We start from the raw sequence: 15,518 nt of genomic DNA, 5'->3' as shown, positions 1-15,518 counted from the left end.
AGCGGGGTCAGACCTCCCGGAGGAGGACCACGCTCCACGGCGTCAGGTCTTCGTCGAACACGAACCGGCCCTCGTCGTCGGCACTACGGACGACCAGGCCGACCTCGTGTCCCGCCTTGCGCAGCTGCGCCACGTGGTCGCGGGACAGCGGCTCCGGCGAGCCGAGCCCGGCCCAGGCGGCCATGGCGTTGCCATGGGCGGCGTCCAGGATCTCGACGGTGACGCTCGCGCCGGGGCGCAGACCGGTGAGCTCGGCCCGCAGCCGGCGCGGAGCACCGGTGGCCAGCAGGCCTTCGACCGTCTCCCGTCCGCCGAACGAGCCCGGCGGCGCCAGCCACACCTCCGGCGGGTAGTGGTAGGCGAGCACCGAAAGGGCACCCGTGGCGCTGTCCCGGGTCGCCACCGCGCCCTCGGTGCGCTCCAGGAGCTGGTCGCCCAGCTGGTGCATCATCCGGTAGGCGTGGAAGACCGGCTTCGGGACGCCCTGGTAGTTGATCATCCCGAAGCCGCCGTGAAAGGCGGTGTCGCCCGCCCCCTGCTCCTCGAACACGTCGGTGAAGGTCCAGTAGGCGAGGGAGTCCGTGAGCCCGATGGACTCCAGGTTGGCCTTCACGACGAAGGTCGCGGCCGGCAGGTGGTCGTGGGTGTGATCGCGGGATGACGGGCTGGAGTTCCACTCGGTGAGGTGGATCTCGGCCCGGGGGAAGGGGCTCGCCTCGACGATCCGGCGCAGGGTGAGCAGGTCACGGGTGGTGGCGTCGGCCGCCCTCGTGTACTGCTGCGTGGTGCCGTGGCCGTCCAGTGCCCAGTCCGTGGGGTACGGGTGGCAGGAGACGAAGTCCACGGGCACGGCGTTCTCGTGGCAGTACGCCAGGAACTCCGCCACCCACACCGGCCGCCAGTCCAGCGCGTCGAGATCCTCCGCCTGCGCGACCACGGCGTGCTGGGACGTGTCCTCGTGCTCACCGGCGAACCGGCCGTCGGGGACGAAGTTGCTGGTGGCCGGGCCGCCCACGCGCAGCTCCGGATCCACCTCCTTCAACGTCCGCGCGGTGACCGCGTACAGCTCGAAGTACTCGCTGCGCGAACCCCGGAAGAAGGGGCCGAGGTTGGGCTCGTTCCACACCTCGAAGTACCAGGCGCGCACCTCGTCGATCCCGTAGCGGGCGATCCAGTGCTCGGTCAGGGCGCGGATCAGGTCCGCCCACTCCGTCAGGTCGGTGGGCGGGGCGCCGTTGGCCTTCCACCAGAAGGTGGTGCCCTTCTCGCGGGCCAGGTCCGGCGGAGAGAAGGCGAACTCCACGAAGGGCCGGACCCCGGTGTCCAGGATCCGGTCGAAGAGGTCGTCGACGTACTGGAAGTTGTGGATGACGCGGCCGGTCTCGGGGTCGCGCCGGTGGACGAACATGTCGTCGTGGAGCAGGCCGTGGAAGCGGACATAGCGGAAGCCGGCCGCCGAGGCCACGGTGCTCAGGTGCTCCAGCCAGGTCGCCCGCAGTCCCTCGGCCGCCCGGCCGGCGCCCACGCAGGTGCTCCAGAAGTGGGCCAGGGGTGTGCCGGGAGCGGCGGTGTCGGCGGTGATGGCGATGGCCGGCGGGGTCATGGAGCTTCTCCGTTGGTCTCGGCCCAGTCCTGGATGAGCCTGATGGTTCGGTCCTGGTGTTCTTCGTGCAGGTAGTGGCCGGTCGCCGGCCAGTGGTCGACGCGGGAACCGGGCACGCGGAGGGTGGTGCGTTCCCACGCGGCGAAGGGAGCCGAGCTCCACACGGTGAGCGCGGGCTGGGTGCGCCGGCGCAGCAGGGCCTCGGTCTCCGGGCGCAGGCCGGTCGCGCCGGGATCGAGGTACATGCCCGCGTAGGCCTGCGCGATGACGTGACCGGGGGTGCCCAGCATGGTCCTGACGTGCGCCGTCCGCAGGCCCAAGGGCGAGTGCGCGGTGAAGGCCCCCGACACGAATGCGGCCGCGGCGGCCGCGCCCCGGTCCCGGTAGACCGCCAGGTTGTGCCGCATCGAGTCCCGTTCGTCCTCGGGCGCTCCGTGGGCCGGGTCCAGGGTGATGACCGACCGCACGGTGTGCGGGTGGTGGACGGCGAGCAGGTTCACGACCTGCCCGCCCATCGAGTGCCCGACCGCGACCACCGGGCCCGCGTCGAGTGCGGTGAGGAGGGCGGCCAGGTCATGGGCCATCTCGGCCGGGGTGTTGCCGGCGTGCGGGACCGGGGAGCGGCCGTGTCCGCGCAGGTCGGGCACGATCGTCCGGAAACCCTCGGCGTTCAGGGCCTCGGCGTGCGGTGACCACTCCCGGCCGTCGCCGCCCCAGCCGTGTACGAGGAGTACCGCGGCGGAGTGCGTCGCTCCGGCTCCGGAATCGGTGTGGAAGAGGCGGGCAGCCGGCACGGGTTCTCCTCGTCGATGTCGGTGAGAGGTGCACCGGAGGCGCGCCCACGGTGGGAAGGACGACGGGGACGCGGAGTCCCTGGTCCGCCGGGCCGTGGCTCCGGGGGAGCGGAGCCACGGCCCTCGGCCGGCCGGTCACCGTGGCGGTTTCGCTACTTCTTGTCGGCCTTGGCGTAGGCGTCATCGAGCTTCTTCAGCGCGCCCTGGGCGTCCAGCTCGCCGCCGAGCATCTCCTGCAGCGCGGTGAGGTGCGCGGCCTGCACGGTCGCGTCCGGCCACGACTGGTCGGGGGCGGTGGTCAGACGGCCGTTCTTCTGGGCGGTCAGGATCGGCTTGAGCACGTCGGTGGCGTGGAAGCTGCTGTCCGCCGGCAGCGCGTTGCCCGAGCCGGTCGCGGTGGAGACCAGGGAGACGCCCTGCGGCGAGGCGATGAAGTCGAGGAGCTTCTGGGCCAGGCCGGGGTTCTTGGCCTTGGCGTTGATCGCGTACGCCGAACCGATGCCGCCCACCTGGTAGGTGTCGGCGGCGTTGTCGGTGGCGGGCAGGGCGAACAGGCCGAACTGGGTTCCGCTGGGCGCCTTCTGCTTCAGCGCCGCCTCGGCGTTGGTCGCGATGACGACCGCGACGGAGTCGCCCTTGGCGACCCGGCTGATGGACTCGTCGTAGCTGGTCCCGTTGGGGCTGCTCTGGAAACAGCCCTTCTTGATCATCTCCTGGAACTCCTCCAGGCCCTTCTTCCATCCGGAGTCGGCGAACGTGGTCTTGCCCGCGGCCTGCTCCGTGCCGAAGTTGGGGTCGGGGCCGTAGACGAGGCTCGACGTGAGGGCGTAGGTGTACATCTGCGTGGTCCAGGACTCCTTGGCGCCCACCGAGAACGCCGACTTGCCCTTGGCCTTCGCCTTGGCGCACAGGTTCAGGACATCGCTGAAGGTCTGCGGCTCGCCGACGCCGAGATCGGCGAGCGCCTGCTTGTTGTACAGGGCGCCGATGCCGGTGACGGTGACGGGCGCGCCGTAGACCTTGCCGTCGACGGACATGGCCGACTTGTTGGCCGCGGTGAGGTCCTTGGTCCAGCTGCTGCCGGAGACGTCCTTCAGGAGGTGCTGCTTGGACAGTTCCTGGATGCTGAGGGAGTTTCCGCCCGCCGGCCAGACGCGGATGACGTCGGGCGCGGTGCCCGCCGTCAGCTGGGTGCGCACCTGGGTCATGATGGCGCCCGCGGCGGGGACGGACAGCTTCACCTTGATCTTCGGGTACTTCTTCTCGAAGGCCGCGATCAGGCCTGTCACGTCCGCCTTGGTGTCGGTGACCATGGTCACCGTGCCCTCGTCGGTGCTGGTGTTGGTGGCGCCGGAGCCGCTTCCGCAGGCGGTGAGGGTGCCCGCGGGGACGAGGGCGAGGGCGGCCACGGCCGTGAGGGATCTTGCCTTGTTCACAACTACTCCTTGCTGAGTGCCGGGGCAGGGGAGCCGGCGGAGGAGGACCACGGGGTCAGCCCTTCAGGCCGCCCGCGAAGCCCTGGATGATGTACTTCTGGAGGAAGAGGTAGGCGACGAGCACCGGAATCACGCTCACGACGAGACCGGCGAAGACCATCGGCCACTGCGAGACGTACTGGCCGACGAAGCTGTACAGCGCGACCGGGGCGGTCTGGCTGTCGGTGCCGGACAGGAACAGCAGCGGGGCGAAGAAGTCGTTCCAGATACCGATGGCGTTGAGGATGACGACCGTGCCGGTGACCGGGCGCAGCAACGGGAAGACGACGCTGACGAAAGCCCGCAGCGGGCCACAGCCGTCCATGACGGCGGCTTCCTCGTACTCGATGGGCAGCGCCCGGAGGAAACCGGTGTACAGGAAGACGGAGAACGGGAAGGTCAGCCCCGCGTAGTAGACGATCAGGGACCACGGGGTGCCGAGCAGGCCCAGGTCGCGGATGTTGGTGTAGAGCGGCAGCAGGGCGAGCTGCATCGGGAGGATCAGCCCGGCGGCGATGCCGTAGAAGGTGAGCCGTGACCAGGCTCGTGTCACCCGGGCCAGGGGGTAGGAGGCCAGGGCCGCGATGGGGATCAGGATGAGCAGGCTTCCCGCGGTGATCAGGAAGCTGTTCCAGAGGGCGGGGCCGAGGGCCGCGGTGTGCCAGGCGTCCGCGTAGTTGGAGAGGTGGAGGTGCAGGGTCGGCGTCAGCAGACCCGAGGTGGCGTTGGCCGGTTTGAGCGAGATGTTGACCAGCGCGTAGAGCGGGACAAGGAAGAGCAGGGCGGTCAGGACGAGGACCGCTTCCAGCAGACCGGTCCGCCAGGTGTAGCGAGCGATCACGAGGACCTCCCGGCCCGGTTGAGGAACGTGTACTGCAGACCGGAGATCACCATCACGAACACGGTCAGGACCAGGGCCAGGGCGACGCTGTAGGAGAACTGGCCGAGGTTGAAGGCGTCCTTGTAGATGAGGGTGGAGATGGTGTCGGTGGCGTTGCCCGGTCCGCCTCCGGTCATCACCATCACGACGTCGAACTGCTTGAGCGCGCTGATGACGGTCAGGGAGACGTTGACGGTGAGCGCCGGGAACAGGAAGGGGCGGACCACGTACCAGAACCTGCGGAAGGCGCCGGCGCCGTCGAGGTGCGCGGCCTCCAGCACGTCCTGGGGAACGCTCTGCAGTCCGGCCAGGAAGATCGACATCGTGATGCCGGTGTGCTGCCAGATGAGGACCGCGCAGACCGACCAGAGGGCCAGCTGGGGATCGCCCAGCCAGTCCTGCTGCCAGGACACGAGTCCCACGGCCTTGAAGAAGGCGTTGAGGGAACCGGTCGGTGAGAGCAGATACTGCCACACGAAACCGGCCACCAGCGGGGTGATCACGACCGGGGCGAAGAAGAGGACGCGCAGCACCAGGCGGCTCTTGACCCGGGCATGGACGCCCAGGGCCAGCAGCAGTCCCAGGACGAGCTGTCCGAGGGTGACGACCAGCCCCAGCACCAGGGTGTTGCCGATGGCACTGCGGGCCGCGTCGTCGTCGAGGATGTCGCGGAAGTTCTTCCAGCCGATCCAGTCGAAGTGGGTGCCGAGCCCGGTCCAGTCCGTGAAGGCGTAGGCGCCGCCGCGGATGCTGGGGACGATCACGATGTACCCGTAGAACAGCAGTCCCGGTACGACGAACCACCACGGTGGTGTCATCCCTCTCCCGCGCCGTCCGCCCGGTGGGCGTGAGCGGCCGGACGCGACGGGTGTGGTGCCGGATCCGCCGGTCTTCCGCAGGGTGCGCAGGCGTCCGGCGCGGGACGGGGAGTCCGTGCCGGCGCTGGTGTTGGTCTGCTGCGAAAGGGTCACGGCAGACGTCCCGCGGTCATCCGGGTGTAGCGCATTCGTCTCTCCAGGGTCGATCTGTCCCGTAGTAATCGGTTGCCGAGGAAGGTACGACCTAGGTGGATTCCTCGACAAGAGGCAGACGTGTATTTGTTTCCGAAGGCTTTCTCTGACGTAACCCCTGGGAGCCGATCATGGCCGTTTGGTAGTGATATTTACGGTATGGGGAGGGCGTCGGGGGCTGGATTCTCAGACTTGAGGGGCGGGCGTTGACTGCCCTCGTGGTGTCTGCTTACGTAGTACTCGATTACTACGCGATGTCTTCCGTCGTACGGGGGCTCGCCCATCCGAAGAACACAGGAGCCTCATGCGTTCGTCGTGCACGTCATCAGCCGGCAGCGCGACACCCACTGGCGGGGTGTCGCGTGGCTGACCGACCGGCGGCTCTGTTCGCCATGAACCCGGAGCACCTTGCCGAGCTGTTCCCGTCCGCTGTGCTCGGCAGACTGCGGGAACTGGTACGTATAGACCCCTCTCTGGTGGTCCAGGACTTCGCCTCGCCCGACGCGGTGGCCGCGCTCGCGGAGGCCGAGATCCTGGTCACCGGCTGGGGATGCCCCCGCCTGGACGCGACCGTACTGGAGCGCGCCCCCAGGCTCCGGGCCGTCCTGCACGCGGCGGGCAGCGTGCGATCACTGGTCAGCGAGGCGTGCTGGCAGCGCGGACTGCTGGTGTCGAGCGCGGTACGGGCCAACGCGCTGCCCGTGGCCGAGTACACCCTGGCCGCCATCCTGCTCGCGGGCAAGGACGTCCTCGGCGCGCGCGAACGCTTCCGCGCCGAGCACCGTTACCCGCCCACGCGCGACCTGGTGGGCCTGGGCAACTTCGGCCGTCGCGTCGGCGTGATCGGAGCCTCGCGCGTGGGCCGCCGGGTGCTGGAACTGCTGCGTCCCTTCGATCTGCGGGTCGCTCTCTACGACCCGTACGTGGACGAGGAACAGTCGGCGGAGCTGGGGGCGGTCCCGCTGTCCCTCGAAGGCCTGCTGCGGGGCAGCGACATCGTCACCGTGCACGCGCCGGACATCCCGGCCACCTACCGGATGCTCGACCGGGAACGACTCGCGATGATCCCGGACGGGGGCGTCCTGATCAACACGTCACGGGGCGCTCTCGTCGATCCGGAGGCCCTGACCGAGGAACTCGTCAGCGGCCGGCTGAGCGCGGTGCTCGACGTCACCGAGCCGGAGCCGCTGCCCGCCGACTCCCCGTTGTACCGGCTGCCGAACGTCTTCCTGACGCCGCACATCGCCGGATCGGTCGGCAATGAGCTGGAGCGCCTGGGGCGCACGGTGGTGGAAGAGGTGGAACGCCTGGTCGCCGGCGCCCTCCCCGCCTACACCGTGCGGGAAGCCGACCTGGCCGTCGTCGCGTGAGGTTCGTCGGGCGGCGGAACCACGGTCCTCGGGGTGATTCCGCATCGGATACCGACGGCCACTGACGACCCGTCACGACGGGCCCGGGACGAGGGAGAGCGAAGAGATGCCGAAACGAGCGGCCGACGGGACCGGCGACGCGAGGAAGCGGGCCACGGTCAAGGAGGTGGCCGCTCGCGCCGGCGTGTCGACCGCGACCGTTTCCCGGGTCCTGGGCGGCACCTATCCCGTGGCGGCCGGCACCCGGATCCGGGTGCAGCGGGCGCTGCAGGAACTCGACTACGTCATGAACGCGAGCGCCCGGGCCCTGGGCAACACCACCAGCAACACGGTCGCGTTCGTGGTCGCCGACGTGACCGGCCCGTTCTTCGCCCACATCGCCCGTGGCGTCGAGCAGCAGGCCACCGCCGAGGGCCGGCTGTGCCTGGTGTGCACCACGCACAGCGATCCCGACCGTGAACTCGCGGTGATCAACCTGATGCGCGAGCAGCGGGCCGAGGCGGTGATCCTGGTCGGCGGTGCCGTCCTCACCCCCGAGTACACCGAACGCATGGTCAAGCTCGCGCACGCGCTCGACTCCGACGGCTCCAGGCTGGTGCTCTGCGGACGGCCCTCGCTCGGCCCGGACATCCCGGAGACCGTGGTCGAGTACGACAACGAGGGCGGCGCCTTCGCCATGACCAACTACCTGCTCTCGCAGGGACACACCCGCATCGTGCTGCTCGGCGTGGAAGGGCACACCACCGCGGCCGAGCGCGTCGCCGGCTACCGGCGTGCCCTGGAGAGCCGGGGCGTGCCCTTCGACCCCGAACTCGTCGTCCCGGGCGTGCACACCCGCGCGTCCGGGCACGCCGCCACCCTGGAACTCCTCTCCCGGGGAACGGAGTTCACCGCGGTCTTCGCCGTCACGGACATGATCGCCGCCGGCGTGCTCAAGGCCCTGCGCCAGGCCGGGGTGCGGGTACCCGAGGACGTGTCCGTGGTGGGGTACGACGACATTCCCCTGGCGATGGACCTCGACCCCGAGCTGACCACGGTGCATGTCCCGCACGAGGAACTGGGCCGCACAGCCGTGCGGCTCGCACTGCACCGGGCGAACCACCCCGTCCAGCACATCAAGATGGCCACCCATGTCCTGGTCCGGGAGTCGTCCGGCCCGGTCAGCGCGTGGAGCACGAGTTAGTGGAGCACGGACCCAGAATGAGAGCACCCCGTTGCCTGCGCGTCGAGCACCTCGACGAACCGCTCGGCATCACCCGGCGACGGCCCCGGCTGTCCTGGCAACTTCCCCAAGGCACGACCCACCAGCTGAAGTACCGGATCCGAGCCAGGGCCACCGACGGCGACCTCGCCTGGGACAGCGGGCCCGTGGCATCCGACCGGCAGCTGCTGGTGCCGTGGCAAGGCCCGGAAGCGGTCTCGGGGACCCGCGTCGAATGGCAGGTCAAGGTATGGACCGACGCGGGGGAGAGCGACTGGTCGCCGCGCGGCTGGTGGGAATGGGGCCTGCTCGACGCCGATGACTGGAGCGCGGCCACCTGGATCGAGCCGGCCGAAAGCCACATCCAACCTCCCGGCGAGCGCCCCGCCTACGTCCTGCGCTGTCCCTTCACCCTGGCGGCCCCCGTCACCCGTGCCCGGCTGTACGTCACCGCGCACGGCCTGTACGAGGCACACCTGAACGATGTCCGGGTCGGCGACCAGGAGCTGACGCCCGGGTTCACCTCGTACGGACACCATCTCCAGGTGCAGACGTACGACGTCGGCGGCACCGTACGAGGGGGAGTCAACGACTTCGCGGTCGTGCTGAGCGACGGCTGGTACCGCGGACTGACCGGCGCGCTCCAGGAGCCCGATTCCTACGGCGACCGGGTCGCACTGCTCGCCCTGTTGATCGCCGAACACCTCGACGGCGGCCGTACGGTCGTCGGCTCCGGACCGGGCTGGCGCAGTGCCGTCGGGCAGGTGACGGCGGCCGACCTGCTCGGCGGCCAGACGTCGGACCTGCGCCGCGAGGCCTCCGCCTGGGCCCCGGCGCGACTCGGCGAGGGCCCGCGCTACACGGACTTCTCCCGTCTGACCTCGTCGCCCGCGCCGCCCGTCCGCCGTGTCGAGGAGATCCGCCCGGTCGCCGTGACCCGGCCGGGTCCGGGCCTCCAGGTCGTCGACCTCGGCCAGAACATCAACGGCTGGACTCGTCTCGCCGAGCCCGGTCCGGCCGGCACGCGGGTGACGCTCACACACGGCGAAGCCCTGGACGGCGACGGCGATGTGACGCTGGACCATCTGACCTCGCACCACTACGTCACGGGGGAGCCCTTCCCCCTGCACCAGCAGGACCGGGTCGTCGCCGCGGGCCGCCCCGGGGAGGTCTTCGAACCGCGCCACACCACCCACGGCTTCCGCTACGTGCGCGTCGAGGGCTGCCCGCGTGACCTCACCCCCGACGACGTCACGGGCGTGGTCGTCCACACCGCCCTGCGCCGCACCGGATGGTTCCGGTGCGACGACGAGGACCTGAACCGCCTCCACGAGGCCGCCGTATGGAGCCTGCGGGGCAATGTCTGCGACATCCCCACCGACTGCCCCACCCGGGAACGCGCCGGCTGGACCGGGGACTGGCAGCTCTACCTGCCCACCGCCGCCTTTCTCTACGACGTCGCCGGGTTCAGCGAGAAGTGGCTCCGCGACCTCGCCGCCGACCAGTGGCCGGACGGCAACGTCCCGTGCATCGTCCCGCGCGGTCCGTCCGGAGTCATGGACGCCCTCGACGGTTCGGCCGGGTGGGGCGACGCCGCCGTCATCGTGCCCTGGGAACTCTGGCAGGCCTACGGCGACGAGGACATCCTGCGCGAGCAGTACGGCTCCATGACCGCCTGGGTCGAGTACGCGGCCCGCTGTGCCAGGGAGCGACGGCACCCCGATCGCCGCGCCGCGCGCCCGCACCCTGCCGAGCACGAGGCCTTCCTGTGGGACACCGGTCACCACTTCGGCGAATGGCTGGAGCCGGGCGGCACCGAGGTCATCGACCCCAGCCTGGACCACGGCGACGTCGCCACCGCCTACCTGTTCCGCTCCGCCGACCTGCTGTCCCGCACCGCACGTGTGCTGGACCGGCCGCAGGACGCGGACCGCTACGCGGCCCTCGCCGACGGCGCCCGGCGCGCCTGGCAGACGGAGTACCTGGCCCCGGACGGCGTGCTCGCCCCCGACACCCAGGCGACCTATGTCCGGGCACTCGCCTTCGGCCTGCTCCCGGGCCCCCTGCGCCAAGCCGCCGCCGACCGGCTGGCCGCCCTGGTCCGGGCCGCCGGCACCCACCTCGGGACGGGATTCCTGGCCACCCCCGACCTGCTTCCGGTCCTCGCGGACCACGGACATCTCGGCCTCGCGTACGAGCTGCTGCTGCGGCGCACACCCCCGTCCTGGCTGACCATGACCGACCGGGGTGCCACCACGGTCTGGGAGAGCTGGGAGGGGATCGGCGACGACGGCACACCGCACGCCTCCCTCAACCACTACAGCAAGGGCGCGGTCATCTCTTTCCTGCACACCCGCACCTCGGGAATCCGCGTACTCGAACCCGGATACCGCCGCTTCCGAGTCGCCCCCTCGCCGGGCGGTGGTCTGAGTTTCGCCGAGGCCGAACTGCACACCCCTTACGGCCGGATCGGATCGGGGTGGCGCATCGCGAAGGGCTGCTTCCACCTGGATGTCACCGTGCCACCGGGGACCCGCGCCGAGGTCCTTCTCCCGGACGGCACCCGCGCGGAGGCGGGTCCTGGAGAACACCGGTACATGGGCCGGGCACCGCTCGAACGTCAGTAGACACCCGGGGCCCGCGGAAGCACGCACGCGGATCCGGACGTCCCGGAAGCGCGGGGAAGGAGGGGCGGCCCGTGGCGAGCATGAGGGACGTGGCGCAGCGCGCCGGGGTTTCCGTCGCGACCGTCTCGAACGTGGTCAACCACCGCGACGTGGTCGCGGAGAAGACACGGCAACGGGTGCTGGCCGCGATCGAGGAGCTGGGTTTCGTGCGCAGCGAGCCGGCTCGCCAACTGCGGTCCGGGCACAGCCGGATCATCTGCCTGGTCGTCCCCGACCTGGGCAATCCCTTCTTCGTCGATGTCGTCCAGGGGGCGGAAGATGTCTGTCGTCGAGCGGGTATGCGCGTCACGGTGGTCAACTGCGCGCGGGACCCGGGGCGGCAGGCCGCCTGCCTGGCTCTGTGGGCCCAGCGGAAAGCGGAAGGTGTCCTGCTCGCCCCCGTGGGACCGGTGCCGGCCTACCCCGCGGCACTGAGGCAGCAGCGCATACCGCTGGTCCTGGTCGACGCGGCGACGGCCGGCGCGGGCGTCTGCTCCGTCTCCGTGGACGACAGGCTCGGCGGACTGCTGGCGGGCCGACACCTGGTCGGAACGGGGCACAGAACCGTGGCGCTGGTCGGTGGCCGTATCGCACGTCGGCAGATCCGCGACCGCCGAGAGGGTCTGCTGGCGGCCATGGCGGAGGCCGGGGGGCCCGGTCGGCCGTCACTGGTGGACGTCCCCACCGACGGCCTGGACACCGCGGCGGGCCGGACGGCCGGTACCCGGTTCCTCGATCTCGTGCCCCGTCCCACCGCGGTGGTCTGCGTGAACGACCTGCTGGCCCTCGGCGTGCTGCAGACCCTGCTCGCGGCGGGGGTGCGGGTGCCCGAGGACGTCGCCGTCATCGGGCACGACGACATCGCCTACGCCGCCGCGGCGGCGGTGCCGCTGTCGTCGGTCCGCAGACCGGCAGGGGCCATGGGCCGGATCGCCGCGCAGCTGCTGCTGGACGAGATCACCAGGTCGTCCACGGATCACTGCCACCAACGTGTGGTGCTGCGTCCGGAAGTACTGGTGCGCGACTCCAGCCTGGTGTCGCGCCGAACCGTCACCGAGGAGAAGACGTGAACAACGCAGGACCGGTCCGGGCGGCGGGCGGAACGCAGGACGCCACGCTCAGGAATCCCGTGCTCCGCGGATTCGAACCCGACCCCGCCCTGGCGCGGGTGGGTGACGACTACTACCTGGCCACCTCGACCTTCGAGTGGTACCCGGGCGTCCGCATCCACCACTCCCGCGACCTCGCGAACTGGCGCTGCCTCGGTGGCGTGCTGGACACCCGCAGGCTTCTCGACCTGACGGGAGTGCCGGACTCCGGGGGGATCTGGGCCCCGGGACTGACCCATGTGGACGGGCTCTTCCACCTCGTCTTCACGGTTGTCGACACCTACGGCGAAGGCTGGAAGGACCTGCCCAACTACCTCACCACGGCGCCCACGATCGAAGGCCCCTGGTCCGATCCCGTGCCCCTGCACGCACGCGGATTCGACAGCTCGCTCTTCACGGACGAGGACGGCACCAGCTGGTTGCTCAACATGCGCTTCGACTGGCGTCCGGGCAGGGACCACTTCGCCGGAATCCAGCTCCAGCGTTTCGACCGGGCCGCCCGGCGTGTGGTGGGGGAGCCTCGCACCGTCTTCCGGGGTACCTCGGTCGGGGTCACCGAGGGCCCGCACCTCTACCGCAAGGACGGCTGGTACTACCTCGTCACAGCGGAGGGCGGCACCGGCTACGACCACCAGACGACAGTGGCCCGTTCGACCAGGATCGAGGGCCCATATGAGGCCGATCCGGCCGGGCCGTTGCTGACTTCCCGTCACGATCCTTCACTGCCCCTGCAGAAGGCCGGACACTGCAGCCTGGTCGAGACCCCTGAGGGGCAGTGGTACGCGGCGCACATCGTCGCGCGCCCGTACACCGAACGCGGTCGCTGTGTGCTGGGCCGGGAGACCGCGCTCCAGCCGGTGCACTGGAGCGCGGACGGCTGGCCGCGCATCACGGGCGGCATACCCGCGGTCGAGATTCCGCTCCCGGACCTTCCTCCCGCGCCGGTCCCGGAACCGGCCGCAGTCGACCACTTCGACCGGCCGGTCCTCGGCCCCGACTGGTCCACCCTGCGGCGCCCGGCCTCGGAGGACTGGCTCAGTCTCGGCGAACGTCCCGGCCGTCTGCGGATCCGAGGCGGGCAGTCACCAGCCACGCGGCGCGCGCCGAGCCTGGTCGCCCGGCGCGTGACCGCGAAGAGATGCGTGTTCGAGACATCCGTCGAGTTCACCCCCCGGTCCAGTGACCACCTGGCCGGGCTGACCGCTTACTACAACACCCGCAACTGGCACTTCCTGTACATCACCGCCGACGACGCCGGCGCCGCGGTTCTCCGGCTGCTCAGCTGCGAGGCCGGCCGCCTGACCTCCCATCCGCCGCACGTTCCGCTCGCCGCGGGGCATCCCCTCGTCCTGCGGGCGGAACTCGACGAAAGCGCGGTGCGCTTCTCCTACGACACCGGTGCGGGATCGGTGCCATTCGGCGCGGCGCTCGACGTCACCGTGCTCTCCGACGAACACGCGAACGACTTCGTCGACGGCCGGATGCGGACACTGGGCTTCACGGGCGCCATGCTCGGTCTCTGGGTCCAGGACCTGGAGGGCGACGGAGTGCACGCCGACTTCGACCATGCCGGCTACACGGCGTTCCCGGAGGACGCCTGACACCAGGCCCCTGACACCGGGTCCCGCCCACGCACGCGCAGGTCACCAGGTCTTCTGACCGGCTCTGGATGAGGAAGCGCGCGCGGGCGGGACTTCACCCTCGGTGTCGTCCCTGCGGCGATCCAGGGTGCTGACGCCCCAGCCCAGCAGGAACGCGACCGGGATGGAGATCACGGCGGGGTTGCTGTGGTGGAACCACGCGAAGTCACGGTCCGGGAAGAGCGCGGAAGAACTTCCGGACACCAGGGGGGAGAACGCGTACAGCACGAAGGTGATGAGCGTCCCGCCGTACACCGTGCACAGGAGTCCCGCGCGGGTGTAGCCCTTCCAGTAGAACGAGTACAGCAGGGCCGGTGCCACGACCGATGCGGCGACCGTTGTCGTGAGCTGGGCCAGGAATCCCGCCGAATACCCCTGGAGCAGGACGGCGATCGCGATACCGGCGAGGCCGAAGAAGAACACGGCTGTGCGAGCGACCGCGAGTTCTCTTCCGGGGTCCTGCTGAGCGGGCCGGGCGGCGTGACGGTACACATCCTTGGCGATCGCCCCGGCCGCGGCGACGATGTTCCCTCCCACGACGGAGAGCACGCTGAGGAAGACGGCGCAGGCGATCGCCGTAAACAGGATCGTTCCGATGACCGGCTGGGGTCCCTTGCTCAGATACTGGGCCAGGGACATGAGAGCGTCGTCGCCGTTCGGCTTGCCGGAGAAGATCGAGCGTGCTCCCACCTTGGCCGCGGCACCGATTCCCAGGAAGACCACCGCCAGGCAGACGGGCGCGACGATCCAGATCGCGTATTTCACGGCACGCCGTGCGATGACCGGATCTCCTGTGGCATGGATCCGGTTGAGGACGTGCGGCATGGCCGCGCTGCCCAGGACGAGGGTGAGCTGGATTCCGATGAAGTCGACGCGGTCGGTGCCGCTCAAGCCGAGTCCGCCGGGGCTGAAATACCTACCGGGATAGGCGCCTCCGGAGTCCGCCGCCGTGAAGAGCGAATTCAGTTTTCCGTGGAACAGCGCGATCACCGACAACGCGGCCGCGGTCATCGCCCCGAGCGTGACACCTGCGGCGAGGATCTGCACCGAGGTGAGCCCCCGGGCGCCGCTGAGAATTCCGCAGGTGACGACCAGTCCGCCGATGACGACGGTGCAGAGCCGCTGTGCTCCCAGACCGGGGAAACCCAGCAGGTTGGCGGTCACGTTGCCGGCGCCGATGAGTTGGACCACGAGGAACGGGCCGGCGGCGGCCAGAGTGGCCACCGCCGCGGCGACGCGCGGCCCGGCCCCCGACGCCCGGCGCGCGAACACGTCCCCCAGCGTCTGGGAACGACTCTGCTGGAGAGGCCTGGCGAGCAGGATGAGCAGGCCGAACGACAGGAGCACGTCGGTCGCCATCGTGATTCCGTCGAGTCCGACGGTGGCCACCACACCGGTGATGGTGAGCAGCAGGGAGGTCGACACGAAACTGCCTGCTATGGCCAGGCCGTTCGTGATCGGAGAAGCCTTTTCAGTCCCTATGTAGAACTCCTTCGGGCTCTCCGAGTCGAGACCGGAGAAGACCGAGAGGAAGAGGGTGATGGTGATGAACAGCATGAAGCCGAGAACCACGAAGGTCTGGTCCGTGGTGGCGGAGGCCAGGGCGATGCTCATGTGGCTCATCTCTCGTCACCTGTTCGTCTGTGATGTCTCATATTGGACTCGGTGATTTCGCTTGATATGTCGGATGATGCTGGAATTCTGCGGCTGCGCCTCTCGAAGAGAGAGGCGGTACGCAGCAGGACTGCTGTTTGCGTGAGGCAGAGCAGA

General features: G+C 70.0%; 11 protein-coding genes. 5 read left to right on the top strand and 6 right to left on the bottom strand.

All coding sequences use genetic code 11. The annotated features are described in order from the left end of the window. Positions 1-7: 7 nt before the first annotated feature. From ACFWPQ_RS37965 to ACFWPQ_RS37945, 5 genes are all read right to left on the bottom strand, one after another. On the bottom strand, positions 8-1,603 hold the full coding sequence (locus ACFWPQ_RS37965; RefSeq protein ID WP_384045357.1) for a beta-xylosidase: 1,596 nt from the start codon (positions 1,601-1,603) through the stop codon (positions 8-10). Beyond that, complete coding sequence (locus tag ACFWPQ_RS37960; RefSeq protein WP_384045355.1) at positions 1,600-2,397, bottom strand: alpha/beta fold hydrolase; 798 nt, start codon at positions 2,395-2,397, stop codon at positions 1,600-1,602. The genes ACFWPQ_RS37965 and ACFWPQ_RS37960 overlap by 4 nt, the downstream gene beginning before the upstream one ends. A gap of 152 nt (positions 2,398-2,549) precedes the next feature. Then, positions 2,550-3,833, bottom strand: a complete 1,284-nt coding sequence (locus tag ACFWPQ_RS37955) for an ABC transporter substrate-binding protein (RefSeq protein ID WP_384045352.1) — start codon at positions 3,831-3,833, stop codon at positions 2,550-2,552. Between the two features lie 55 nt (positions 3,834-3,888). Next, positions 3,889-4,713, bottom strand: coding sequence for a carbohydrate ABC transporter permease (locus tag ACFWPQ_RS37950; RefSeq protein WP_384045349.1), 825 nt, complete (start codon positions 4,711-4,713; stop codon positions 3,889-3,891). After that, positions 4,710-5,723 (bottom strand): carbohydrate ABC transporter permease, encoded by a 1,014-nt coding sequence (locus ACFWPQ_RS37945; RefSeq protein ID WP_384045346.1) that lies wholly within the window; start codon positions 5,721-5,723, stop codon positions 4,710-4,712. Before ACFWPQ_RS37945 ends, ACFWPQ_RS37950 begins: the two co-directional genes overlap by 4 nt. 431 nt (positions 5,724-6,154) lie before the next feature. Between ACFWPQ_RS37945 and ACFWPQ_RS37940 the strand changes: the two genes are divergently transcribed. The 5 genes from ACFWPQ_RS37940 to ACFWPQ_RS37920 all read left to right on the top strand — a co-directional run bounded on the left by ACFWPQ_RS37940 (position 6,155) and on the right by ACFWPQ_RS37920 (position 13,709). Continuing rightward, entirely contained in the window at positions 6,155-7,132 is a 978-nt protein-coding gene (locus ACFWPQ_RS37940) for a hydroxyacid dehydrogenase (RefSeq protein ID WP_384045554.1), read from the top strand. A gap of 106 nt (positions 7,133-7,238) precedes the next feature. Then, positions 7,239-8,315, top strand: coding sequence for a LacI family DNA-binding transcriptional regulator (locus ACFWPQ_RS37935; RefSeq protein WP_384045343.1), 1,077 nt, complete (start codon positions 7,239-7,241; stop codon positions 8,313-8,315). A gap of 17 nt (positions 8,316-8,332) precedes the next feature. Continuing rightward, positions 8,333-10,960 (top strand): family 78 glycoside hydrolase catalytic domain, encoded by a 2,628-nt coding sequence (locus ACFWPQ_RS37930; protein WP_384045340.1) that lies wholly within the window; start codon positions 8,333-8,335, stop codon positions 10,958-10,960. 80 nt (positions 10,961-11,040) lie between these two features. Next, positions 11,041-12,069 (top strand): LacI family DNA-binding transcriptional regulator, encoded by a 1,029-nt coding sequence (locus ACFWPQ_RS37925; protein WP_384045551.1) that lies wholly within the window; start codon positions 11,041-11,043, stop codon positions 12,067-12,069. Continuing rightward, a complete protein-coding gene (locus ACFWPQ_RS37920) occupies positions 12,066-13,709 on the top strand; it encodes a glycoside hydrolase family 43 protein (RefSeq protein WP_384045338.1) in 1,644 nt (547 codons plus the stop codon). The genes ACFWPQ_RS37925 and ACFWPQ_RS37920 overlap by 4 nt, the downstream gene beginning before the upstream one ends. 42 nt (positions 13,710-13,751) lie before the next feature. Here ACFWPQ_RS37920 and ACFWPQ_RS37915 read toward each other — a convergent pair whose 3' ends face one another. Continuing rightward, entirely contained in the window at positions 13,752-15,371 is a 1,620-nt protein-coding gene (locus ACFWPQ_RS37915; protein ID WP_384045335.1) for a hypothetical protein, read from the bottom strand. Positions 15,372-15,518 lie beyond the last annotated feature (147 nt).

The organism is Streptomyces sp. NPDC058464 (genome assembly GCF_042721035.1).
Classification (GTDB): domain Bacteria; phylum Actinomycetota; class Actinomycetes; order Streptomycetales; family Streptomycetaceae; genus Streptomyces.
The sequence above is the reverse complement of the archived record's forward strand: the minus strand, read 5'-3'. Positions and strand labels throughout refer to the sequence as shown.